Origin of the sequence: Modestobacter italicus (assembly GCF_019799965.1) — a bacterium.
Lineage (GTDB): Bacteria > Actinomycetota > Actinomycetes > Mycobacteriales > Geodermatophilaceae > Modestobacter > Modestobacter italicus_A.
The window spans coordinates 35,134-58,429 of sequence record NZ_JABGCJ010000010.1; the positions used below are offsets into that span (position 1 = coordinate 35,134).

Annotated in this window: 20 protein-coding genes; 8 read left to right on the forward strand and 12 right to left on the reverse strand. The window is 73.5% G+C overall.

The features are described from left to right. Positions 1 to 123: 123 nt before the first annotated feature. Positions 124 to 1,953: an SCO7613 C-terminal domain-containing membrane protein gene (locus HLA93_RS19280; RefSeq protein WP_222196068.1), complete on the forward strand. Its 1,830-nt coding sequence runs from the start codon at positions 124 to 126 to the stop codon at positions 1,951 to 1,953. 9 nt (positions 1,954 to 1,962) lie between these two features. On the opposite strand, the gene HLA93_RS19285 is transcribed toward HLA93_RS19280, so the two are convergent. The 10 genes from HLA93_RS19285 to HLA93_RS19330 form a co-directional block, all read right to left on the reverse strand. Next, the gene (locus HLA93_RS19285) at positions 1,963 to 2,649 is read right to left on the reverse strand and encodes a GNAT family N-acetyltransferase (RefSeq protein ID WP_222196069.1); all 687 of its coding nucleotides are present in this window, start codon (positions 2,647 to 2,649) and stop codon (positions 1,963 to 1,965) included. Next, complete coding sequence (locus HLA93_RS19290) at positions 2,646 to 3,029, reverse strand: metal-sulfur cluster assembly factor (RefSeq protein WP_281425482.1); 384 nt, start codon at positions 3,027 to 3,029, stop codon at positions 2,646 to 2,648. The genes HLA93_RS19285 and HLA93_RS19290 overlap by 4 nt, the downstream gene beginning before the upstream one ends. Next, entirely contained in the window at positions 3,026 to 3,493 is a 468-nt protein-coding gene (sufU, locus tag HLA93_RS19295) for a Fe-S cluster assembly sulfur transfer protein SufU (RefSeq protein ID WP_222196070.1), read from the reverse strand. The genes HLA93_RS19290 and sufU overlap by 4 nt, the downstream gene beginning before the upstream one ends. Further along, entirely contained in the window at positions 3,493 to 4,824 is a 1,332-nt protein-coding gene (locus HLA93_RS19300) for a cysteine desulfurase (protein WP_222196071.1), read from the reverse strand. The genes sufU and HLA93_RS19300 overlap by 1 nt, the downstream gene beginning before the upstream one ends. Then, positions 4,821 to 5,654 carry a Fe-S cluster assembly ATPase SufC gene (gene sufC / locus HLA93_RS19305; protein ID WP_308128242.1) on the reverse strand — a complete coding sequence of 278 codons (834 nt, stop codon included), beginning with the start codon at positions 5,652 to 5,654 and terminating at the stop codon, positions 4,821 to 4,823. The genes HLA93_RS19300 and sufC overlap by 4 nt, the downstream gene beginning before the upstream one ends. 18 nt (positions 5,655 to 5,672) lie before the next feature. Then, positions 5,673 to 6,014, reverse strand: coding sequence for a non-heme iron oxygenase ferredoxin subunit (locus HLA93_RS19310; RefSeq protein ID WP_222196072.1), 342 nt, complete (start codon positions 6,012 to 6,014; stop codon positions 5,673 to 5,675). Position 6,015: 1 nt separating this feature from the next. Further along, positions 6,016 to 7,344, reverse strand: a complete 1,329-nt coding sequence (gene sufD, locus HLA93_RS19315; RefSeq protein ID WP_222196073.1) for a Fe-S cluster assembly protein SufD — start codon at positions 7,342 to 7,344, stop codon at positions 6,016 to 6,018. After that, on the reverse strand, positions 7,344 to 8,783 hold the full coding sequence (gene sufB, locus HLA93_RS19320) for a Fe-S cluster assembly protein SufB (protein ID WP_222196074.1): 1,440 nt from the start codon (positions 8,781 to 8,783) through the stop codon (positions 7,344 to 7,346). Before sufB ends, sufD begins: the two co-directional genes overlap by 1 nt. Then, positions 8,780 to 9,664 carry a helix-turn-helix transcriptional regulator gene (locus tag HLA93_RS19325; RefSeq protein WP_222196075.1) on the reverse strand — a complete coding sequence of 295 codons (885 nt, stop codon included), beginning with the start codon at positions 9,662 to 9,664 and terminating at the stop codon, positions 8,780 to 8,782. The genes sufB and HLA93_RS19325 overlap by 4 nt, the downstream gene beginning before the upstream one ends. Before the next feature lie 83 nt (positions 9,665 to 9,747). Continuing rightward, positions 9,748 to 12,309, reverse strand: coding sequence for an ATP-dependent Clp protease ATP-binding subunit (locus HLA93_RS19330; RefSeq protein ID WP_222196076.1), 2,562 nt, complete (start codon positions 12,307 to 12,309; stop codon positions 9,748 to 9,750). 180 nt (positions 12,310 to 12,489) lie between these two features. Between HLA93_RS19330 and HLA93_RS19335 the strand changes: the two genes are divergently transcribed. Continuing rightward, positions 12,490 to 13,428 (forward strand): COX15/CtaA family protein, encoded by a 939-nt coding sequence (locus tag HLA93_RS19335; protein WP_308128243.1) that lies wholly within the window; start codon positions 12,490 to 12,492, stop codon positions 13,426 to 13,428. A gap of 79 nt (positions 13,429 to 13,507) precedes the next feature. Then, positions 13,508 to 14,020, forward strand: a complete 513-nt coding sequence (locus HLA93_RS19340; protein ID WP_222196077.1) for a VanZ family protein — start codon at positions 13,508 to 13,510, stop codon at positions 14,018 to 14,020. A gap of 162 nt (positions 14,021 to 14,182) precedes the next feature. On the opposite strand, the gene HLA93_RS19345 is transcribed toward HLA93_RS19340, so the two are convergent. Continuing rightward, positions 14,183 to 15,106 (reverse strand): heme o synthase, encoded by a 924-nt coding sequence (locus HLA93_RS19345; protein ID WP_222196078.1) that lies wholly within the window; start codon positions 15,104 to 15,106, stop codon positions 14,183 to 14,185. Between the two features lie 321 nt (positions 15,107 to 15,427). Between HLA93_RS19345 and tkt the strand changes: the two genes are divergently transcribed. The 5 genes from tkt to pgl all read left to right on the forward strand — a co-directional run bounded on the left by tkt (position 15,428) and on the right by pgl (position 22,624). Beyond that, complete coding sequence (gene tkt, locus HLA93_RS19350) at positions 15,428 to 17,659, forward strand: transketolase (RefSeq protein WP_222196079.1); 2,232 nt, start codon at positions 15,428 to 15,430, stop codon at positions 17,657 to 17,659. Positions 17,660 to 17,756: 97 nt separating this feature from the next. Continuing rightward, positions 17,757 to 18,863 carry a transaldolase gene (gene tal / locus HLA93_RS19355; RefSeq protein WP_222196080.1) on the forward strand — a complete coding sequence of 369 codons (1,107 nt, stop codon included), beginning with the start codon at positions 17,757 to 17,759 and terminating at the stop codon, positions 18,861 to 18,863. A 152-nt stretch (positions 18,864 to 19,015) separates the two neighbouring features. Beyond that, complete coding sequence (gene zwf / locus HLA93_RS19360) at positions 19,016 to 20,539, forward strand: glucose-6-phosphate dehydrogenase (protein ID WP_222196081.1); 1,524 nt, start codon at positions 19,016 to 19,018, stop codon at positions 20,537 to 20,539. Positions 20,540 to 20,588: 49 nt separating this feature from the next. After that, positions 20,589 to 21,815: a glucose-6-phosphate dehydrogenase assembly protein OpcA gene (locus tag HLA93_RS19365; RefSeq protein WP_222196082.1), complete on the forward strand. Its 1,227-nt coding sequence runs from the start codon at positions 20,589 to 20,591 to the stop codon at positions 21,813 to 21,815. Further along, positions 21,812 to 22,624, forward strand: a complete 813-nt coding sequence (gene pgl / locus HLA93_RS19370) for a 6-phosphogluconolactonase (RefSeq protein WP_222196083.1) — start codon at positions 21,812 to 21,814, stop codon at positions 22,622 to 22,624. The genes HLA93_RS19365 and pgl overlap by 4 nt, the downstream gene beginning before the upstream one ends. Positions 22,625 to 22,762: 138 nt before the next feature. Here pgl and HLA93_RS19375 read toward each other — a convergent pair whose 3' ends face one another. Then, positions 22,763 to 23,128 carry an RNA polymerase-binding protein RbpA gene (locus HLA93_RS19375; RefSeq protein ID WP_439957990.1) on the reverse strand — a complete coding sequence of 122 codons (366 nt, stop codon included), beginning with the start codon at positions 23,126 to 23,128 and terminating at the stop codon, positions 22,763 to 22,765. Between the last annotated feature and the right edge of the window lie 168 nt (positions 23,129 to 23,296).

Here is a 23,296-nt window from a genome sequence, read left to right on the forward strand (position 1 = left end):
GGGTGACCTCCACGTCATCGCCGTCCAGGTCCTCGCCGTGAGGGTCCTCACCGTCCACCCCGCGGGCGACCGCACCCGCCCGTAGCGTGGCGGGGAGCAACCGCAGCCGGGAGGAGGACCACCGTGCCGACGCCGGAGGTCGACTACCCGCCACCGTTGGACCGCCCGGTCCAGCCACCCCCGGCGCCGGCGGAGACCGGCGGGGCGGACGTGGCGCCCCAGCAGGTGCTGCTGGGCGCCGGCGTGGTCGCCGTGGTGGCGGCCGGCACCGCCTCGCTGACCGACGCGGGCTCGCCGGCCGGCCTGCTGGTGGTGACGCTGCTGACCGCGGCCGCCACGGCGGGGTCGCTGCGCGCCGCCCGCCGGGGGCTGCGCAGCAGTGAGGAGGCGCTCGCCTCGGCCGCGGTGGTGCTCGCCGCCGTCGGCGCGTGGTCGGCCGGCGACGGCAGCGCGGCGGCGGTGCTGCTGGCCCTGCTGGCCCCGGTCTTCACCGTGCTGGCCCTCATCGCCCGCACAACCCTGACCTGGCCGGTCGCTGCCTGGTCGGCCGTGCAGTGCGCGGTGCTCAGCGGCCTCACCGGTTCCAGCCTGTCGCTCTCCCCGCACTCCGCCGTCGTGCTCGCCACCGCCGTCACCGGGGTGCTGGTCACCCTCGTCGTCCGCCGGGCCGCGGCGGTGCTGGCCCTGGTGACCACCGCGGCCTGGTGGTCCACCGGGGTCGTCGAGGGCTCCGCCCTGGTGTGGACGACGGAGTCGGTGGGCACCGCGCTGCTGCCAGGGGCGCTCATGCTGGCCGCGGCCGGCGGGCTGCTCGCCCTGCGCCGCCGCCGGGACCTCCGGCCGTTGCTCGGGCCACGGGCCGCGGTCCCGGTCCTGGCCGGCTCGGTCGCCGGCGCGGCGGTGTCCGGGGTGCTGCAGGCCGCCGGGCCGGGAGGCGTGATGGCCAGCGGCTACCTGGGGCTGGTGCTCGCCGCGGTGGTGGGCACGGTGGCCTCCCCCAGGCCCACCGCACTGCTCCGCCCGGCCGGTCTGGCCACCTCGGCGGTGCTCACCGGGCTCGCCGTCGTCCAGCTGTTCGGCTCCGGGCACTGGTCCGCGCTGGCCGCGCTGCTCGCGGCGGCCGCCGTCCCGGCCGTGATCGTGGCGGCCCGGCAGCCGGCCGACCGGCCCGGCGCCCTGCCGGTCGCGGTGGTCTGCCTGGCCGCCGCGGTGCTGTTCGCCGAGGCCGACGGCAGCCTCTCCCCCGGGTGGGCCGGCCCGCTGCTCGTCGGGCTCTGCGTGCTCGCGCTGGCCGGCGCCACCGCGCTGCGCCGGCACCGCACCGAGGTGCCGCTGGCGTGGACCGCCGCCGCCGTCGCCGTCGCAGGCCTCGCGCACCTGGCGCGCGCCGGGGACGCCACCGGGCTGGCCGCGGGCCTGGCCGTGGTGGGCGTGGCCTTCCTCGGGCACGGCACCGTCACCGGCCGGGCGCCGTCCCGCGCCGGCGGCTGCGTCGGCCTGGTGCTCGCCGCCTGGCTGGCTGCCGGGTCCGCGGGGGTCGAGGTGCCGGAGGCCTACACGCTGCCTGCCGCTGTCGTGCTGTGGCTGTACTCAGGACGACGGCTGTCCACCGGCGCCTCCTGGCCGGCCTGGGGACCGGGCCTTGTCGTCGCCTTCACCCCGTCGACCTGGCACGCCGTCACCGAGCCCGAGCTCACCCGGTTGGTGCTGCTGCTGGTCGCCGCCACGCTGGTGGCCACCGCCGGCGCCCGCTGGGGGGTGCAGGCACCGCTCGTCGTGGGTGCCGTCGCCCTCGCCGCGGCCGCGGTCGGCCGGCTGACCGTGTACCTCCCGCTGCCCGGCTTGCTCGCGGTGGCCGCCGCGGGCATCGTCCTGTTGCTGGTCGGCGCGGTGTACGAGGAGCGGCGGGAGCGCGCTCGGGCCGCCTTCGCCCGCGTCGCCGACCTGCGCTGACTGCCGCTGTTACAGCCGCTGTACCAACGACGCGACGCGGCGCCCCGGACCGAACAGCACCTCCGCGCCCACGGGATGCCACCCCGCGGCGAGGAACGACCGGAGCGAGGCGACGTTCGCCGGTGCGACCTGGGCCCACGCCCGCTCCGCCTGCGGCACGAGGGCCGGGGCGGCCGCCGCCAGCGCGGTGCCCAGCCCGCGGCCACGGGCGGACGGGTGGACCTCCACGCCCACCTCCCAGCGCCCGCAGACGCCCTGGCCGAGGGTGAGCAGCGCGGTGCCGTCGGGCGTCGTCCAGACCCGGACGTCGGTTCGGTGGGCCAGCGCCCGCCGGACCCGCGGGTGCTCCCCCGGGCCGGTCTCCACGAGGTCCAGGCCGGGGTCGGCCGGAGCGGGCGGGGCGACCAGCAGGGCGTCCAGGACGCCGGGCTCGGCACCCACCCGGTCGGCCAGTGTCGAGAGGAAGCGGGCGCCCAGCGGCGCCTCGATCGGCTCGTGGGCGACCTGGGCGGCCACCCAGGCCGGGTCGACGTCGGCGGCGACCACGTGCCAGCCGGTGCCCCCGACGACGAGTGCCCGCACCCGCCGTCCGTCTGAGAGGGCAGGTGCGGGCACCGTGGTCACGCTGGCGTCGGCCGGCGGGGTCTCCCCCGCGGCCAGCCGGTCCAGGAGACCGGGAAGGAGCTCAGAGCTCACACACGGAAGCCGAGGGCCCGGAGCTGCTCGCGGCCGTCGTCGGTGATCTTGTCCGGGCCCCACGGCGGCATCCAGACCCAGTTGATCCGGATGTCGTCGACGAGGCCGGGGCCGGGGCCGCCGGTGAGGGCCTGGCGGGCCTGGTCCTCGATGACGTCGGTCAGCGGGCAGGCCGCCGAGGTCAGGGTCATGTCGATGATCGCGACGTTGGCCTCGGTGTCGACGTCCAGGCCGTAGACCAGGCCGAGGTCGACGACGTTGACGCCCAGCTCGGGGTCGACGACGTCGCGCATGGCCTCCTCGACGTCCTCGAGCAGGGCGGACTTGCCGCCGAAGATGCCGGCGTCGGCGGTGGCGGTGTCGGGCGTGTTCTCGGTCATGCGTTCTCTCCCGTCGGGGCGGTGGACAGGGCGCGGGCGCTCGCGTCCTTCAGCGCCATCCAGCTCATCAGTGCGCACTTGACCCGTGCCGGGTACTTGGAGACCCCGGCGAAGGCGACGGCGTCCTCGAGGTCGTCCTCCAGCCGCTCGGCCACGGCGGCGTCGCCCTTGCTCTGCATCAGCGTCATGAACTGCTCGCCGGTCTGCAGGGCGTCGGTGACGCTCTTGCCCAGCACCAGGTCGTACATCGCCGAGACCGACGCCTGGCTGATCGAGCAGCCCATCCCCTCGTAGGAGACGTCGGCGATGGTGTCGCCGTCCAGGTGCACCCGCAGGGTCACCTCGTCACCGCACGTCGGGTTGACGTGGTGCACCTCGGCCTCGAACGGGTCGCGGAGTCCGCGGCCGTGGGGGTTCCGGTAGTGGTCCAGGATGATGTCCTGGTACATCGACTGCAGCTGCATCAGCTCGTTGCTCCCTCGCTGTCAGAGGGTGCAACGCCGAAGAAGCGCTGGGCTTCCCGCACGCCGTCGACGAGCGCGTCGATGTCGTCGTAGCCGGTGTGCACGTAGAACGTGGCCCGGGTGGTGGCCGGCACTCCGTAGCGGCGCACCACCGGCCAGGCGCAGTGGTGCCCGACCCGGACGGCGATGCCCAGGTCGTCGAGCACCTGTCCGACGTCGTGCGGGTGGATGCCCTCGACGGTGAAGCTGATCGCCCCGCCGCGGGCGACGGTGTCCGGCGGGCCGATCACGGTCACGCCGGGGATGGCCTGCAGCTGCTCGAGGGCGTAGGCGGTGAGCGCCTCCTCGTGGGCCAGCACGTTCGCCATGCCCAGCCGCTGCAGGTACTCCACGGCGGCACCGAGCCCGATCACCTGCGCGGTCATCGGGACGCCGGCCTCGAAGCGCTGCGGCGGGGGCATGAACGTGCTGCCCTCCATCCGCACGACCTCGATCATCGAGCCGCCGGTGAGGAACGGCGGCAGCGCGTCGAGCACCTCGTACCGGCCCCAGAGCACCCCGACCCCGGTGGGGCCGAGCATCTTGTGCCCGGAGAAGACCAGGAAGTCCGCGCCCAGCGTGGCGACGTCGACCGGCTGGTGCGGGACCGACTGCGCGCCGTCGATCAGGACCAGGGCGCCGACCTCCCGGGCCCGGGCGGTGATCTCGCCCAGCGGGTTGATCGTGCCCAGGATGTTCGACTGCTGGGTCACCGCGACGAGCTTGGTGCGCTCGTTGACCACGGTGCCCAGGTCGGAGAGGTCCAGCCGGCCGTCGTCGGTGAGCCCGAGCCAGCGCAGGGTCGCCCCGGTCCGCTCGCACAGCTGCTGCCAGGGCAACAGGTTGGCGTGGTGCTCCATCTCGGTCACGACGATCTCGTCGCCCTGACCGACGGCGTACCGGCGGAACTCCGGCTCCTTCGCCGTCGCCGCGTTGGACAGCGCGTAGGCGACCAGGTTGATCGCCTCGGTGCTGTTGCGGGTGAAGACGACCTCGTTCTCCGGCGCCCCGATGAACGCGCCGATGGTGGCCCGGGCCGCCTCGTAGGCGGCGGTGGCCTCCTCGGCGAGCTGGTGGGCACCGCGGTGCGGGGCGGCGTTGTAGTTCTCGTAGAAGTGCCGCTCGGCGTCCAGGACGCTGGTCGGCTTCTGCGAGGTGGCACCGGAGTCGAGGTAGACCAGCCGACGCCCGTCCCGCACGGTGCGGGACAGGATCGGGAAGTCCGCGCGGATCGCCTCGACGTCCAGCGGCAGCACAGGCGCCCCGGCAGGACGCGAGACGGTCGCGGTCATGCCTGCTGCGCCTCCGCTGCGGCCTGCTCGTTGGAGTCCTTGACGTAGGCGGCGTAGCCCTCGTCCTCGAGCTTCTGCGCGAGCTCCGGACCACCCTCGTCGACGACCCGGCCGGCGACGAAGACGTGCACGAAGTCGGGCTTGATGTACTTGAGGATCCGCGTGTAGTGCGTGATCAGCAGGACGCCGACCGGGCTCTCGGCCTTGGCGCGGTTCACGCCCTCGGAGACGATCCGCAGCGCGTCGACGTCCAGGCCGGAGTCGGTCTCGTCGAGGATCGCGACCTTGGGCTTGAGCAGCCGCATCTGCAGGATCTCGTGGCGCTTCTTCTCACCACCGGAGAAGCCCTCGTTGACGTTGCGCTCCGCGAAGGCGGCGTCCATCTCCAGGGCCGTCATCTCGGTGCGCACGTCCCTGACCCAGGTGCGCAGCTTCGGCGCCTCGCCGGTCACCGCGGTGGCGGCGGTGCGCAGGAAGTTCGACACCGACACCCCGGGCACCTCGACCGGGTACTGCATGGCCAGGAACATGCCGGCGCGGGCGCGCTCGTCGACGGTCATCGCGAGGACGTCCTCGCCGTCGAGGGTCACGGTGCCGCCGGTGATCGTGTACTTCGGGTGCCCGGCGATCGAGTAGGCCAGGGTCGACTTGCCCGACCCGTTGGGGCCCATGATCGCGTGGGTCTCGCCGCCGCGGACGGTCAGGTCGACGCCGCGGAGGATCTCCTTGGCCTCGTCACCCTCGCCGACGGTCACGTGCAGGTCGCGGATCTCCAGCACGCTGCCGGCGGACAGGCCGGTGGCGGACGGGGTCGCGGTGGGGCTGGTCACGGGTTTCTCGCTCCTTGGTCAGTTGGCCGCGGCGAGGCGGGCGTCGACGTCGACCAGGACGTCGTCACCCTCCACCCGGACCGGGTACACGGGGACCGGCTCGGTGGCCGGCAGGTTGGTGGGTGCGCCGGTGCGCAGGTCGAAGCACGACCCGTGCAGCGCGCACTCGATGGTGGGGGCGCCGTCGACCTCGTCCAGGTCGCCGTCGGTCAGCGGGACGTCGGCGTGCGAGCACCGGTCCTCGATCGCGTACAGGTCGCCGTCGAAGTCCACGACCGCGACGTCCACGTCGGTGAGCTCGATCCGCAGGGCGCCGTCCTCGGGCACCTCGGACCGCGCACAGACCCGCTCGAAGGCCATCTCAGCCCACCTCGACGGGCTGCTCGTCGAGCTCGGGCAGCGCACCGAGCCGGCGCTCGATGGAGGTCATCAGCCGGTCCTGCAGCTCGGGGATCCCGATGTGCTGGACGACGTCGGCGAAGAAGCCGCGGACGACCAGGCGCCGCGCGGTCTCCGCGTCGATCCCGCGCGAGCAGAGGTAGAACAGCTGCTCGTCGTCGAACCGGCCGGTGGCGCTGGCGTGCCCGGCGCCGACGATCTCGCCGGTCTCGATCTCCAGGTTCGGCACCGAGTCCGCCCGCGCCCCGTCGGTGAGGACCAGGTTGCGGTTGAGCTCGTAGGTGTCGGTGCCGGTGGCCGCCGGACGGATCCGCACGTCGCCGACCCACACGCTGTGCGCCTGCTCGCCCTGCAGCGCGCCCTTGTAGACGACGTTGCTGCGGCAGTTGGGAGTGCCGTGGTCGACCCAGAGGCGGTGCTCCTGGTGCTGGGTCTCGTCGGCGAAGTACAGGCCGAACATGTCCACCGAGCCGCCGGGGCCGGCGTACTGCACGTTGCTGACCAGCCGGACGAGGTCGCCGCCCAGGGTGACCACGACCTGCTTGAGCGTGGCGTCCCGGCCGACGACGGCGTCGAACTGCCCGCCGTGCACCGTGCCCGGGGCCCAGTCCTGCACCGAGACGACGGTCAGCTGCGCGCCGTCGCCGAGCAGGAACGCGACCCCGCCGGAGTAGCGGGCCAGGCCCGAGTGGTCCAGCACGACCGTGGCCTGGGCGAACTGCCCGACCTCGACGACCAGCTGGCCCCAGACGACGTCCTCGTCGCCGGTGCCGGACAGGCCCAGGCGCACCGGGCGGTCGAGCACGGCGTCCTTGGCGATCCGGACGACGGTGGCGTCCCCACTGCGCTGGCGGGTGAGCGCCGCGAGCCGGTCGACCGGCTCGGGCAGGCCCTTGAGCAGCGGGTCGTCGGCCGGCACCGAGGTCAGCTCGACGCCCTCGGGCAGGTCGGTGTCCCACTGCAGGGACGCCTCCGACGGTGCGCCGTCCAGCAGCGCGCGGACACGGCGCATCGGGGTGAAGCGCCACTCCTCCTCGCGGCCGGTGGGCACGGGGAAGGCGTCCGGGTCGGTGGAGGTGAACCGCTCGGCCGGCGAGCCGGTGGGAGTCGGCCCGCCGTGCGAGTGCGAGCCCGGCGGGACGTCGCCGGCGGTGCCGGTGCCGGCCGCCGGGGTGGTCGGCGGCCCGGCCTGGGCCCCCACGCCGGGAGCGAAGAGCTCCCCGGCGAGGGTGGCCGAGTCCGTGGTCAGCGTGGTCTGGTCGTCAGTACCGGTGTTCTGTGGAGCCGACATCAGCCGACGGCACCTTCCATCTGCAGCTCGATCAGGCGGTTGAGCTCGAGGGCGTACTCCATCGGCAGCTCCCGGGCGATCGGCTCGACGAAGCCGCGAACGACCATCGCCATGGCCTCGTCCTCGGAGAGCCCGCGACTCATCAGGTAGAACAGCTGGTCGTCGCTGACCCGCGAGACCGTGGCCTCGTGGCCCATGGCGACGTCGTCCTCGCGGACGTCGACGTAGGGGTAGGTGTCCGACCGGCTGATCGTGTCGACCAGCAGCGCGTCGCACTTGACCGTCGACTTGGAGCCGTAGGCGCCCTCGTCGACCTGCACCAGCCCGCGGTAGGAGGTACGGCCACCGCCCCGGGCCACCGACTTGGACACGATGGTCGAGGAGGTGTGCGGCGCGGCGTGCACCATCTTGGCGCCGGCGTCCTGGTGCTGGCCCTCGCCGGCGAAGGCGATGGACATGACCTCGCCCTTGGCGTGCTCACCGGTCATCCACACGGCCGGGTACTTCATCGTCACCTTGGAGCCGATGTTGCCGTCGACCCACTCCATGGTCGCGCCCTCGTGGGCCACGGCCCGCTTGGTGACCAGGTTGTAGACGTTGTTCGACCAGTTCTGGATGGTCGTGTACCGGCAGCGCGCGTTCTTCTTCACGATGATCTCGACGACCGCGGAGTGCAGCGAGTCGGTCTTGTAGATCGGCGCGGTGCAGCCCTCGACGTAGTGCACGTAGGCACCCTCGTCGATGATCATGAGGGTCCGCTCGAACTGGCCCATGTTCTCGGTGTTGATCCGGAAGTAGGCCTGCAGCGGGATCTCCACGTGGACGCCCTTGGGCACGTAGATGAACGAGCCACCCGACCACACCGCGGTGTTCAGCGCGGAGAACTTGTTGTCCCCGGCCGGGATGACCGACCCGAAGTACTCGCGGAACAGCTCGGGCTGCTCGCGCAGCGCGGTGTCGGTGTCCAGGAACAGGACGCCCTGCTCCTCGAGGTCCTCACGGATCTTGTGGTAGACGACCTCGGACTCGTACTGGGCCGCGACACCGGAGACCAGCCGCTGCTTCTCCGCCTCCGGGATGCCCAGCTTGTCGTAGGTGTTCTTGATGTCGTCGGGCAGGTCCTCCCACGAGGTGGCCTGCGCCTCGGTCGACCGCACGAAGTACTTGATGTTCTGGAAGTCGATGCCGGAGAGGTCCGAGCCCCAGTCGGGCATGGGCTTCTTGCCGAAGATCTTCAGCGCCTTGAGCCGGCGCTCCAGCATCCACTCCGGCTCGTTCTTGCGACGCGAGATGTCGCGGACGACGTCCTCGTTGATGCCGCGGGTGGCCGAGGCGCCGGCGGCGTCGGTGTCGGCCCACCCGTACTTGTAACGACCGAGCGCATCGATCGTCTCGTCCTGCGTCATCGGCGCGCTGGGCACCGGCTGCGTGGTGGTCATGCGGGGGTCCTCTCCCGGTCGATCGAGGGGGTGCTGCGAGTGCTGGCGCCGGCGGCCGGAGCCGGGACGCGACCAGCAGGTACAGGGTGTGGCAGGTCGGCTTTGTTCCCGCCGCGGGCCGTGGCCCGGCCCGGTGCACGCTGCGCGGGCACGGGCTGGGCCGGTATGTGGTCAGGGGTGGACTGGGCGGGGATGTGCGTGGTGCAGATCCCGTCGCCGTGGGCGATGGTGGCCAGTCGCTGCACGTGCGTGCCGACCAGCCGGCTGATCACCGCGGTCTCAGCGTCGCACAGCTGGGGGAACTCGGCGGCGACGTGGGCCACCGGGCAGTGGTGCTGGCACAGCTGGCCACCGCCGCCGCTCCCCGGGCCGGCCAGCGACATCGCCATCGCCGCGTAGCCCTCGGTGGTCAGCGCGGCGGCGACCACCTGGGCGCGGTCGACCGGCCCGGGCGAGGCCGCCTGCGCCTGCTCCACCACGGTGGCGCACCGCTCCTCCAGCCCGGACAGCTGCCGCTCGGCCACGGCCCGGACGGCGTCGGGCCCGCCGTGCTCGGCCACGAACCGGAGCGCGGTGAGCGCCAGGTCGTCGTAGGCGTGCGGGAAGGCCGACCGGCCGGCGTCGGTGAGGGCGAACCGGCGCGCGGGCCGGCCCCTCCCCCGCTGCCCACCGGGGGCCTCGCGCTCGGTGACCCGGCCGGCGGCGACCAGCCCGTCGAGGTGCCGGCGCACCGCCGCGGCCGAGATGCCCAGCCGGGCGGCCAGCTCGGCGGCGGACTGCGGACCGTGCTCGAGCAGCAGCGCGCTCACCCGGACGCGGGTGCGGCCGTCTTCTGCCGGCGCACCGGCAGGGACGGCGGCGCGAGCCGCAGCAGTTTCCACAACACGATTGTGTGCTTAATCGAGGAGCCCGCAAGCAAGGCGGACCTTACTTGCGGGCTCCACGCGCACCACGGAGAGGGACGTCACACCGCAGCGGGCGACGAGGCCTCCGCCTCCGCGACGGTGTTCGGCTCGACGTCGGACACCTGGAGGCTCAGGGCGCCGTCCACGACGTCCACCCGCACCCGCTGGCCGGCCTGCAGGTCACCGCCGAGCACCAGCCGGGAGAGCCGGTTGTCGACCTCCCGCTGGATCGCCCGGCGCAGCGGGCGCGCACCGAACTGGCGCTCGAAGCCCCGCTCGGCCAGCCAGGAGACCGCCGCCGGGGTGAACTCGACCGCGATGTCCTGGGCGGCCAGCCGACGCCGGGTCTCGTCCAGCAGCAGGTCGGTGATCCGGGCCAGCTGCTCGGCCTCCAGCTGCCGGAAGACCACGATCTCGTCGATCCGGTTGAGGAACTCCGGACGGAAGGCCTCCCGCAGCCGGCGCATCACCTGGTCGCGCAGGTCGTCGCCGGCGTCCCCGTTGGCGGTGAAGCCCAGCGGCCCGCGCCCGGCGTTGACGATGGCCTCCGAGCCCAGGTTGCTGGTCATGATCACCACGGTGTTGGTGAAGTCGACCGTGCGGCCCTGGGAGTCGGTCAGCCGGCCGTCGTCGAGCAGCTGGAGCAGCGTGTTGAACACGTCCGGGTGGGCCTTCTCGACCTCGTCGAGCAGCACCACGGAGTACGGACGGCGGCGCACCGCCTCGGTCAGCTGACCGGCGTCCTCGTAGCCGACGTAGCCGGGAGGAGAGCCCACCAGTCGGCTGACCGTGTGCCGCTCCTGGAACTCGCTCATGTCCAGCCGGACCATCCGGTCGGAGTCACCGAACAGCGCCTCGGCCAGCGCCCGGGCCAGCTCGGTCTTGCCGACACCGGTGGGCCCGAGGAACAGGAAGCTGCCGATCGGCCGGTCCGGGTCGCCCAGGCCCGCGCGCGAGCGACGGATCGCCTCGGCGACCACCTCGACCGCCTCGTCCTGGCCGACGACCCGCTCGTGCAGCACGTCCTCCAGCCGCAGCAGCCGGTCGCGCTCCTCCTCGGTCAGCTGGGCCACCGGGACGCCGGTCGCCCGGGAGACCACCTCGGCGATCTCGGCGACCCCGACCTCCGGGATGCCTGCGTCCCCGCCGGACCGCGCCGCCTCCAGCTCGGCCTGCGCCGTGGTGATCTCGTCGCGCAGCGTGGAGGCCCGCTCGTACTGCTCCGCGGCGACCGCCTGGTCCTTCTCCCGCTGCAGCTCCTGCACCCGCTGCTCGAGCGTCCGCAGGTCGGTGGTCGGCCGCTTGACCCGCAGCCGGGTGCGCGCACCGGCCTGGTCGATCAGGTCGATCGCCTTGTCCGGCAGGTGCCGGTCGCTGATGTAGCGCTGCGACAGCTCGGCGGCGGCGACCAGCGCCTCGTCGGTGAACCGCACCTGGTGGTGCGCCTCGTAGCGGTCCCGCAGCCCGCGCAGGATCTCGATGGTGTCCAGCGTGCTCGGCTCGGGCACCAGCACCGGCTGGAAGCGCCGCTCGAGCGCGGCGTCCTTCTCGATGTTGCGGCGGTACTCGTCCAGCGTGGTGGCGCCGATGATGTGCAGCTCACCGCGGGCCAGCGCCGGCTTGAGCATGTTGCCCGCCCCGGCCGAGCCCTCCGAGCCGCCCGCGTTGACGACGGTGTGCAGCTCGTCGATGAAGACGATGACCTCGTCGCTGTGCTCGCGGATCTCGTCCATCACCTTCTTCAACCGCTCCTCGAAGTCACCGCGGTACCGGGTGCCGGCGACCAGGCCGGTGAGGTCGAGCTCCACCAGCCGCCGGCCGCGCAGCGACTCGGGGACGTCACCGTCCACGATCTGCAGGGCGATGCCCTCGGCGATCGCGGTCTTGCCGACGCCGGCCTCACCGATGAGCACGGGGTTGTTCTTGTTGCGCCGGGACAGGACCTCGATGGTCTGCTCGATCTCCTGGGCGCGGCCGATCACCGGGTCGATCTTCCCGTCGCGGGCCATCGCCGTCAGGTCGCGGCCGAACTCGTCCAGCGTCGGGGTGCTGGACGGCGGCTGCTCGCCGGCGCCTCCCCCGCCGCCGGCGGTCACCGGCCCACCGGCCGCCGCCTGCTGGAGCGCCTCGGGCGTCACCCGGGCACCGCCCAGCACGCGGCCGGCACCGGAGTCGCCGTTGAGCGCCAGTGCGAACAGCAGGTGCTCGGGGCCGATGTAGGTCGAGCCGCTCGCCCGGGAGACCTGGTGCGCGTCGAGCAGCGCCCGCTTGGCGGCCGGGGTGAGCGCCGGCGCCTGGCCGATGGGCTCGCCGCCGCCGAGCTGGCCGGCCAGCGCGTCCTGCAGCCGGTCGGCGTCCACGCCGCTGCGGGTCAGCAGCGTGCGGGTCGGCTCGTGCCCGGCCAGGGCCCAGAGCAGGTGCTCGGTGTCCAGGTCGGGGCTGCCCCACTCGGCGGCCTGCCGCGCTGCCGCGGCGACCACCTCCCGGGAGTGCGAGGTGAGCAGCTGGGTGATGTCCACCCGCTGCATGCCACGGCGGGCACCGGGGCCGCCGAGGAACGCCTGGAAGAAGTCGTCGAACGGGCCGCCACCGAAGGGCGCGCCCGGGAAGCCGCTGGTCATGTCTGGGAGACCTCTCGTCGGGACGGGACGGCGCTCGCCTGCCCACCGCGGACGCTGCGCACCGTCCGCCGGGTCACTGCCCCGTCGGTCTGTCGCGCGTCGGCGGTGCCGCCGGCCGGGTGAGCGGGCTCTCTGCTCGAACCGGGGGGCGGGGGCGCCACGGTAAGTAGCATCCGGGGCGTGTCGGTTCTTCCCGCCTCGTTCCGCTCTCGGATGAACCCGTCCGTGGTCTCCCGGATCGCCCTGGCCAACGTGATCGCCAACGGCGTCATCGTGGTGACCGGCGGCGCCGTGCGCCTGACCGGCTCGGGGCTGGGCTGCCCGACCTGGCCGGAGTGCACCGACGGCAGCATCCGGCCGACCGCCGAGCTCGCCGGGCACGGGCTGATCGAGTTCGGCAACCGGCTGCTGACCTTCGTCCTCGTCGTCATCGCGTTCGCGACCGTCGTGGCGGTCTTCGCCTCGGTACGCCGGGACCTGCGCCGGCTGGCCGTGCTGAGCCTGCTGGGCATCCCGGCGCAGGCGCTCCTCGGCGGGGTCACCGTGCTCACCGGGCTGAACCCCTGGACCGTGGCCGCCCACTTCCTGGTCTCCTCGGTGCTGGTCGCCATCGCCACCGTCCTGTGGCTGCGCTCCCGCGAACCCGGGGTCGGGCAGCTGCTGGTGCGCCGGCCCTTCGCGCTGCTGGTCACCGGCATCGCCGCCACCGTCGCCGCCGTCCAGGTGGCCGGCACGGTGGTCACCGGCAGCGGCCCGCACAGCGGCGACCCGGAGGCCGGCCGCACCGGCCTGGACCCGGAGCTGATGAGCCAGCTGCACGCCGACCTCGTGTTCCTGCTCATCGGCCTGACCATCGCCCTGCTCGTGGGCCTGCACGCCACCGACGCCCCCGGCCGGGTCCGCCGCGCGGCCCGCGACCTGCTGATCGTGGAGCTGGCCCAGGGCGTCGTCGGCTTCGTCCAGTACTTCACCGACCTGCCCGCGCTGCTGGTGCTGCTGCACATGGCCGGCGCCGTGCTGATCGTCGTCTACACCGCCCGGCTGGTCTGGTCGGTCCGCGGGCCGTCGTCCGAGGTGCCCGTGGCCGGCTCCCCCGTCACCACCGCCGCCGTCCACTGAGCGACCGGGCCGCTCCGCCGGTACGACACGCCGAGAGTCGGTCGCCGGGCGGCCGGCTCCGCGCTGTCATGGTGCGCCGGTGACCTCCACGGCCCTGGTCGAGCACGCGGCGCTCGTGCCGCTCGCACTGGTCCTGGTGGTGCTCGGCAGCACCCTGATCGGGCACCTGGTGCTGCGCCGCCGGCCCCGGTTGCTCACCGCGCTGCTGGGCCTCGCCCTGCTGCCGGTGGTCGTCCTGACCCTCGTGCCGTCCGGCACCTCCCGAGGGGACGATGTCGGCTGCACGGTCCAGTTCGCCGTGCCGACGCTGGGGAGCGTCGAGCTGCTGGCCAACGTGGCGCTGTTCCTGCCGCCGGCACTCCTCGGCACGCTGCTCACCCGCCGCCCGCTGCTGGTGCTGGCCGCGGCGGCCGCACTGTCCGGGGCGATCGAAGCGCTGCAGGCCCTCGTGCCCGCCCTGGGCCGGGCGTGCGACACCAACGACTGGCTGATGAACACCGCCGGTGCGTCCGTCGGCGTGGCCCTGGCCGTCGTCCTCCTCGCCCTCACCGACCGACGCGAGGACGGCCGGATGCCGGCGCAGCCGAGGTGACCCCGGAGGACCGCACGCAGTGAGCGGGCACGACCCTCGGGGCGGCCGCGTCGAGCCGGCGCCGTGCTGGCCCGGCCACCTCGGGGAGGCCCGGGCCGACGCCGCGAGGCGTGACGGGAGGCGGCGGCTCCTCAGCCGGGGACGTGCGCCACCGGAGCGTCCTCAGGCGAGAACGTCGACGACCAGGGCGATCGACAGCAGTGTCATGTAGGTGATCGACACCGAGAACAGCTTCATCGGCCGGTCGGGCACGCCCGCCTTGATCCGGCGCAGCCAGGCGTGCGACTCGGCGACGTACCAGGCGCCCAGGGCGAGGGTCGCGATGCCGGTGCCCCAGCCGAGCTGCGGGGTGACCGGGGCCATCAGCAGCGAGACGGCCAACGTCCCCCATGCCCACGCGACCGACTGGCGGCCCACGCTGACCGGACCGGCGACGACCGAGAGCATGGGTACGCCGGCCCGGAAGTAGTCGAAGCGGAACCGGCTGGCCAGCGCCCAGAAGTGCGGCATCTGCCAGCAGAAGACGATGCCGAAGAAGACCAGCGCCGGCCAGTCCAGCGACCCGGTGACCGCGGCCCAGCCGATCAGCACCGGCGCCGCGCCCGGCAGCCCGCCGAAGACGGTGTTGTGGTGGGTCCGGCGCTTGAGCACCATCGTGTAGAAGACCGAGTAGGCCAGCACCGCGGCCGCCGTGAGCGCCGTGGCCAGTGGCGTGGTGAACAGGCCCAGCAGGACCAGCGCGACCCAGGCCAGCAGCACCCCGAACACCAGCGCGTTGCGCGGCCGGATCACCCCGCTGGGGATCGGCCGGTCACGGGTGCGCGACATCAGCCGGTCGATGTCGCGGTCGTACCAGCAGTTGATGGTGTTGGCGGCGCCGGCGGCGAGCATGCCGCCGACGAGCGTGGCCACGACCAGGCCGGTCCCGGGCCATCCACCGGCAGCCAGCATCATCGCCGGCAGCGTGGTGACCAGCAGCAGCTCGACGAGCTTGGGCTTGGTCAGCGAGACGTAGGCGGCGACCGTCGCACGGGCCGATCTCGTCGGCCGGGCCGGGCTGACGGAGCGGTCGGCGATCGCCGTCACCGCATGCCCAGGAGCGCGGCGTCGCGCGGGCAGCAGAGCACCACGAGGTCCTTCTCCGCCGGGGATGGGGTTGCGCGACCACTGTAGCCGGGCATCCCCCGCGGAATGACTCAGCACCACTAGGGTTTGATCACGTTGACTCTGCGCGTGATGCGGGTAGGGCGGACGTCGAGGACGACGGCGCGCCCACGCTCACGACCTCCGACCGCGCCGACCGGGGCGGCCGTGGTGTGCACCGTCGTCCGCCCGGGGTGGATCGACCCCCTGGCCCCCCGGGCGGGTCCGACACCGATCTATCCCCGAGGGAGCTCCGAGCGCCACATGACCAGCGACAACGGAACCAAGAGCACCGCCGCCGAGGCCCCCGCCGAGGCCGCCACCGACAGCTCCACCGGCTCGCCCCGCCAGCCCACGCCCACCCTCCCCGAGGGCTTCGGCGACCTGGACCGCGCCGCCATCGACACCGCCCGCGTGCTGGCCATGGACGCCGTCCAGAAGGTGGGCAACGGCCACCCGGGCACCGCGATGAGCATGGCGCCGGTCGCCTACCTGCTGTTCCAGAAGTGGCTCAAGCACGACCCGAGCGACCCGAACTGGGCGGCCCGCGACCGCTTCGTGCTCTCCATGGGGCACTCGAGCCTCACCCTGTACGTCCAGCTGTACCTGGCCGGCTACGGCCTCGAGCTCGACGACCTCAAGGCGCTGCGCACCTGGGGCTCGAAGACCCCGGGGCACCCCGAGGTCGGCCACACCGCCGGCGTCGAGACCACCACCGGCCCGCTGGGCCAGGGCGTCGGCAACGCGGTCGGCATGGCGATGGCCGCCCGCCGCGAGCGCGGCATGCTCGACCCCGACGCCGCCGAGGGCGAGAGCCTGTTCGACCACACGATCTGGGCGTTCGCCTCCGACGGTGACCTGGAGGAGGGCGTCAGCGGCGAGGCCTCCTCGCTGGCCGGCACCCAGCAGCTGGGCAACCTCGTGCTCGTCTACGACGACAACAAGATCTCCATCGAGGACGACACCACCGTCGCCTTCACCGAGGACGTCGGCGCGCGCTACGCCGCCTACGGCTGGCACGTGCAGCACGTCGACGACGGTGAGGACCTCGCCGCCGTGGACGCCGCCTTCGCCGCCGCCAAGGCCGAGACGAACCGCCCCTCGATCATCGTGCTGCGCACGGTCATCGGCTGGCCCTCGCCGAACAAGCAGAACACCGGCGCCGTGCACGGCTCCGCGCTCGGCGAGGACGAGGTCAAGGCGACCAAGGAGATCCTGGGTTTCGACCCGGAGCAGACCTTCGAGGTCCGCCCCGAGGTCATCGAGCACACCCGCAAGGCCGTCACCCGCGGCCAGGAGGCACACCGCGCCTGGCAGCAGCAGTTCGACGCTTGGCAGCAGGCCAACCCGGCCGGCGCGGCGCTGATGGAGCGGATGAGCACCCGCACCCTGCCCGAGGGCTGGGCGGAGAAGCTGCCGAGCTGGGACGCCGACCCCAAGGGCGTCGCCACCCGCAAGGCCTCCGGCGAGGTCCTCTCCGCCCTCTACCCCGAGCTCCCCGAGCTGTGGGGCGGCTCGGCCGACCTGGCCGAGAGCAACAACACCGCGGTCAAGGGCGAGCCGTCGTTCCTCCCGGCGAACCGCCAGACCAAGGCGTGGACCGGTGGCCCCTACGGCCGCACGCTGCACTTCGGCGTCCGTGAGCACGCCATGGGCGCGGTCATGAACGGCATCGCCCTGCACGGCGGCACCCGGGTCTACGGCGGCACGTTCCTCACCTTCTCCGACTACATGCGTGGAGCGGTGCGGCTGGCCGCCCTCATGCAGCTGCCGGTGACCTACGTGTGGACGCACGACTCGATCGGCCTGGGCGAGGACGGCCCGACCCACCAGCCGATCGAGCACTACGCCGCGCTGCGGGCCATCCCCGGCCTGGACTTCGTACGTCCGGCCGACGCCAACGAGACCGCGGTCGCGTGGCGGACGATCCTGGAGCACAACGACCGGCCGGCCGGCCTGGCGCTCTCCCGGCAGAACCTGCCGGTGTTCGACCGGACCCAGTTCGCCTCCGCCGAGGGCGTCGCCAAGGGCGGCTACGTGCTCGCCGAGGCGTCCAGCGGCACCCCCGAGGTGATCCTCATGGGCACCGGCTCCGAGGTGCAGATCGCCGTCGCCGCCCGCGAGCAGCTCGAGGCCGCCGGCGTCCCGACCCGGGTCGTCTCCCTGCCCTGCTGGGAGTGGTTCGCCGAGCAGGACCAGGCCTACCGTGAGCAGGTGCTGCCCCCGTCGGTCAAGGCGCGGGTCAGCGTCGAGGCCGGGGTGCCCATGGGCTGGCGCGAGTTCGTCGGCGACGCCGGACGGATCGTCGGGCTCAACCACTACGGCGCCAGCGCGTCCTTCTCGAAGCTGTACGAGGAGTTCGGGCTGACCGAGGACGCCGTCGTCGCGGCGGCACGGGAGAGCATCGAGGCCGCTGCCTCCGGCGCCAACCCGCCGAGCGGTGCCGGCGTCTCCCGCGGCGGGGTCTTCAGCTCCGACGCCACCGGCGACCACTGAGAAAGGACCCCGGTGCCCCCCACCCCTCGCACGCTCGGGGCGGGCCCCTGCACCGGGGCCGCCCCAGGCGCACCGCTCTTCTAGGAAGGAACTGACCATGACCCAGAACGAAAACCTGGCACAGCTGTCGCAGGCGGGGGTCGCCGTCTGGCTCGACGACCTCTCCCGCGACCGCATCCGCAGCGGCAACCTGCAGCAGCTGGTCGACGAGCACAGCGTCGTCGGCGTCACCACCAACCCGAGCATCTTCGCCGCGGCGATCAGCGGATCGAAGTCCTACGACGACCAGCTGCACGCCATGGCGGTGCGCAAGGTGAGCGTCGAGGAGGCGCTGCGCACCATCACCGCCGCCGACGTCCGGGACGCCTGCGACCTGCTCGCGCCGGTCGCCGAGCGGACCGGCCGGGACGGCCGCGTGTCGCTGGAGGTGGCCCCGGGCCTGGCCCGCGACACCGACGCGACCGCCGCGGAGGCCGCCCACCTGTGGTGGCTGGTCGACCGGCCGAACCTGTTCATCAAGATCCCGGCGACCGTCGAGGGCCTGCCGGCGATCACCTCCACGATCGCGGCCGGCATCAGCGTGAACGTGACGCTGATCTTCAGCCTCGAGCGCTACCGGGCCGTGATGGAGGCCTACATCGCGGGCCTCGAGCAGCGGCTGGCCGAGGACCCGAACGCCTCCTTCGAGGGCATCGAGTCCGTGGCGTCGTTCTTCGTCTCCCGCGTGGACACCGAGATCGACAAGCGCCTGGACGCCGCCGGCGCCGACGCCTCGCTCAAGGGCAAGGCCGGCGTGGCCAACGCCCAGCTGGCCTACCAGGCCTACGAGGAGGTGTTCTCCTCCGACCGCTGGAAGGCGCTGGAGGCCAAGGGCGCCAGCAAGCAGCGGGCGCTGTGGGCCTCGACCGGCGTCAAGAACCCGGAGTACTCCGACACCCTCTACCTGTCCGAGCTCATCGCCCCGGACACGGTGAACACGATGCCGGAGAAGACCATGCAGGCCTACGCCGACCACGGCCAGGCCGGCACCCCGGTGCAGTCGGCCTACGCGGACGCCGAGAAGGTCATGCAGGCGGTCGCCGACGCCGGGATCGACCTCGACGACGTCTTCCGCGTCCTCGAGGACGAGGCCGTGCAGAAGTTCGTCGACGCCTGGGACGAGCTGACCGCGTCGGTCCAGGAGCAGCTGCAGGACAAGGCCTGACCGACGGGCCGGGGGACGACGTCCGCGTCGTCCCCCGGCCCGCACCGCGGCGCCACCGCCCCACCGCACCACCCCCTGAACACCGCCGCCGTCCGGTCCGGCGCCGCACCGGACGGCGGCACCCTGCGAGCTGATCGAGGACGGATCTGACGATGCCCACCAACCCGTTGCGCGATCCGCGGGACCGGCGGCTGCCCCGAGTACCGGAGCCGTGCGCGCTGGTCGTCTTCGGGATCACCGGGGACCTGTCGCGCAAGAAGTTGCTGCCGGCCGTGTACGACCTGGCCAACCGCGGGCTGCTGCCCACCAACTTCGCGTTGCTGGGCTTCGCCCGCCGCGACTGGGGGGACGTCGAGTTCTCCGAGCTCGCCCGCTCGGCCGCCCGTGAGCACGCCCGCACCCCGTGGCGCGAGGAGGTCTGGGAGCGGCTGGCCAACAGCGTCCGCTTCGTCCAGGGCTCCTTCGACGACGACGACGCCTTCGACGAGCTGGCCAGCAACCTCGCCGAGCTCGAGGGCAGCCACGGCATCGGCGGCAACGCCGCGTTCTACCTGTCGATCCCGCCGGCCCTGTTCCCGACCGTGCTCAAGCAGATGCAGCGCACCGGGATGGCCGAGAGCACCCCCGACCGCTGGCGGCGGGTGGTCGTGGAGAAGCCGTTCGGCACCGACCTCGCCTCCAGCCGGCAGCTCAACGAGCTGGTGGACTCGGTGTTCACCGCCGACGACGTCTTCCGGATCGACCACTACCTGGGCAAGGAGACGGTCCAGAACCTGCTGGCCCTCCGGTTCGCCAACACCCTCTTCGAGCCGCTGTGGAACGGCCACCACGTCGACTCGGTGCAGATCACCATGGCCGAGGACGTCGGCATCGGCGGCCGCGCCGGCTTCTACGAGAAGACCGGCGCCGCCCGGGACGTGCTGCAGAACCACCTCCTCCAGCTGCTGGCGCTGACCGCCATGGAGGAGCCGGTGGAGTTCTCGGCGGAGGAGATCCGCACCGAGAAGCTGAAGGTGCTGCGCGCCGTGTCCGTGCCCGACGTCGCCGACATGGACCGGTTCGCCATCCGCGGTCAGTACCAGCAGGGCTGGCTGGCCGGGCAGCGGGCCACCGGCTACCAGCAGGAGGAGGGCGTCTCCCCCGACTCCACCACCGAGACCTACGCCGCCGTCCGGCTGGGCGTGGAGACCCGCCGCTGGGCCGGCGTCCCGTTCTACCTGCGCACCGGCAAGCGGCTGCCCCGCCGGGTCACCGAGATCGCCCTGGTGTTCAAGCGGGCCCCGCACCTGCCGTTCGCGCCCACCGACACCGAGGAGCTGGGCCACAACCAGCTCGTCATCCGGGTGCAGCCCGACGAGGGCGTGACGCTGAAGTTCGGGTCGAAGGTGCCCGGCAGCGTGATGGAGGTCCGCGACGTCGCGATGGACTTCCTCTACGGCGAGCAGTTCACCGAGGCCAGCCCCGAGGCCTACGAGCGACTGCTGCTGGACGTGCTGCTCGGCGACGCCACGCTGTTCCCCCGCAACGCCGAGGTGGAGGCATCCTGGGCGGTCATCGACCCGCTCGAGGAGTTCTGGGCCAACACGACCCCGCACCCCTACCGGGCCGGTGAGTGGGGCCCCCGCGCCGCCGACGCGATGCTCGAGGCCGAGGGCCGGGCGTGGCGCCGACCGTGACCGCCCTCCTCCCCCGCCCCGCTCTGCCCACCCTCGAGGAGGGAACGTCATGACGACACTCTGGGACACCACCGGCTCCGCGGTGGTCAAGGAACTGGCCGCCCAACGCCGCACCGGCGGCGCCGTGATGAGCGGTGTCGCGCTGACCCTGGTGGTCGTGGCCGACGAGGGCCGCGTCGCCGAGGCCGAGCAGGCGGCGACCGCCGCCGCGGAGGTACACCCCTGCCGGCTGCTGATCGTCGTCCGGCGGCAGATCGAGGCCCCGGTGCCCCGGCTGGACGCCGAGGTGCAGATCGGTGGCCGGCTGGGCCCCGGCGAGTCCGTGGTCATGCGGATGTACGGCCGGCTGGGGCTGCACGCCGAGTCCGTCGTCCTGCCGCTGCTGGCCGCCGACGCCCCGGTGGTCACCTGGTGGCACGAGACGCCCCCGGAGCAGATCGCCCGCGACGCGCTCGGTGTGATCGCCGACCGGCGGATCACCGACTCGTCGATGGCGCCGGACCCGGTGGCCGCGCTGCGCAACCGGGCGCACGACTACTACCCCGGCGACACCGACATCACCTGGACGCGCAGCACCCCCTGGCGGGCCACGCTCGCCTCCACGCTGGACTCCGTGTCCGGCCGCCGCGGCGAGCCGGTCCGGGTGCTGGGCGGACGCGTGGAGGGCGACCCGGACAACGCCACCGCCCAGCTGGTGGCCGGCTGGCTCTCCTCCCGGTGCGGGTGCCCCATCGAGGTGGTGCCCAGCCCGCGGAAGAACGGCCCCCGCGGCATCGACTCGGTGACCCTGCAGCTCGACCAGGGCGAGGAGGTGCGGCTGCAGGACGACCGCAAGGGCGGCGCGGTGATCGACCAGCCGTTCCGGCCGGAGTCCGTCGTCGCCCTCCCCGACCGCAGTCTCGGTGAGCTGATCGGTGAGGAACTGCGTCGGCTGGACCCCGACGAGCCCTACAGCGAGGCGCTGGAGGCCGTCACCGGTGTACGGGGCCTGTCCGACCGGCCGGCCTGTCGCGACCACGTCTGGTTCGACCCGATGCGGCCCGAGCAGACCACCGAGCCCCGCGACGTCCGGGGTGAGACCGCCGGAGGCTCCGCGACGGCGCACGCGGCCCCGACGGTGCCCGACGTGCCCGGGGACACCGACGAGGTCGCCCTCAGCGGTGAGCACGACTCCCCCGCCGACGACTCCGAGGAGCAGGCGGCCGTGCAGTCCCCCGCCGCGCCGTCGGCGAAGAAGGCCGGCGCCGCAGCCGCGAAGAAGGCGGGCACCCGATGAGCCAGACCTCGCCCGGTGACCGGGTCGACGAGGCGCTGGCCGACTCCGGTCTCCCGACCCCCGACGTGGTGATCGAACCGGACGCCGACCGGCTCGCCCGCTCGGTGGCCTCGGCGCTGGTCGCCCGGCTGGCCGCCGCACAGGCGGTGCACGGGACGGCGTCGGTCGTCGTCACCGGCGGCGGCATCGGGACCGCGGTGCTGGAGCGGGTGGCCGAGCTGGCCGCCGAGCCCGAGCACGCCGTGGTCGACTGGGCCGCGGTGGACGTCTGGTGGGGCGACGAGCGTTTCGTCCCGGTCGACCACCCGGACCGCAACGAGCTCGGCGCCCGGGAGGCCCTGCTGGGTAAGGTGCCGCTGGACCCGGAGCGGGTGCACCCCATCCCCTCCTCCGACGCCGGCTTCGACGAGCCCGAGGAGGCAGCTGCCTGGTACGCCGAGCAGCTCGCCGCGGCCGCCGGCGACGGTGAGACGCTGCCCCGGATCGACGTGCTGATGCTCGGCATGGGTGCCGAGGGGCACGTGGCCTCGATCTTCCCGGACTCCCCCGCCGCCCGGGACGAGCGCCCCGTCGTCGCCGTCCGGGACTGCCCGAAGCCCCCGCCGACCCGGGTGAGCCTGGGCTTCTCCGCGCTCGCCGCCGCGGAAGAGGTCTGGCTGCTGGTCAGCGGCGAGGCCAAGGCGGACGCGGTGGCCCAGGCACTGGGCGGCGCGTCGCCGCTGGAGATCCCGGCCGCCGGGGCGCGCGGCAAGCAGGCCACCCGCTGGCTGCTGGACACCGCCGCCGCGAGCAAGCTCCCCCGCGAGTAGTCGGCCGCGAAGGCCCGCACACGACAGCGGCCCGGTCACCCCAGCTGCTCGTGGGGTGACCGGGCCGGTGCCGTCCTCGGCCTCGCTGCCGGCACCCGCTCCGACCTCACGAGGGGTGGAGAGCAGCGCGACCCTCCGTCAGGCCCCGCGGCGGGCGCGGAGCCGGGCCAGCGCCTCCTCGAGGAGGGCGTCACCGTCCGCGTCGGAACGGCGTTCCCGGACGTAGGCGAGGTGCGTCTTGTACGGCTCGGTGCGCGGGGCCGGCGGCGGGTTCCGCTGGTCGACCCCGGCCGGGAGTCCGCAGCGCGGACAGTCCCAGGTCTCGGGCACTTCTGCCTCGGTCGCGAACGCGATCCGCGACTCGTGCCCGTTGGCGCACCAGAAGCCCACCCGGCGCCGCGGCGCCGCCTCACCGCGCTCGGCCTCACCCATCGGACCTGCACCGACCCGGCTCCCCCGGATCGCGTTCCCACCAGCCACGAGCGGCCCCCTGATCGTCGCCACGTCGCGATGACTGAGTTGATCACCGCTCGCGCAGTCTAGGGCCTGTGGGCCCGGTCTCAGGTCACGATGCGGACACCCTCAGTACCGGCACGCGACCGTCCACCGAACCGCCGCCGCCTGGGTGCCCGGCACGACCTCGGCCCCCTCTCAGGGGCCCGCGCCGAGCCT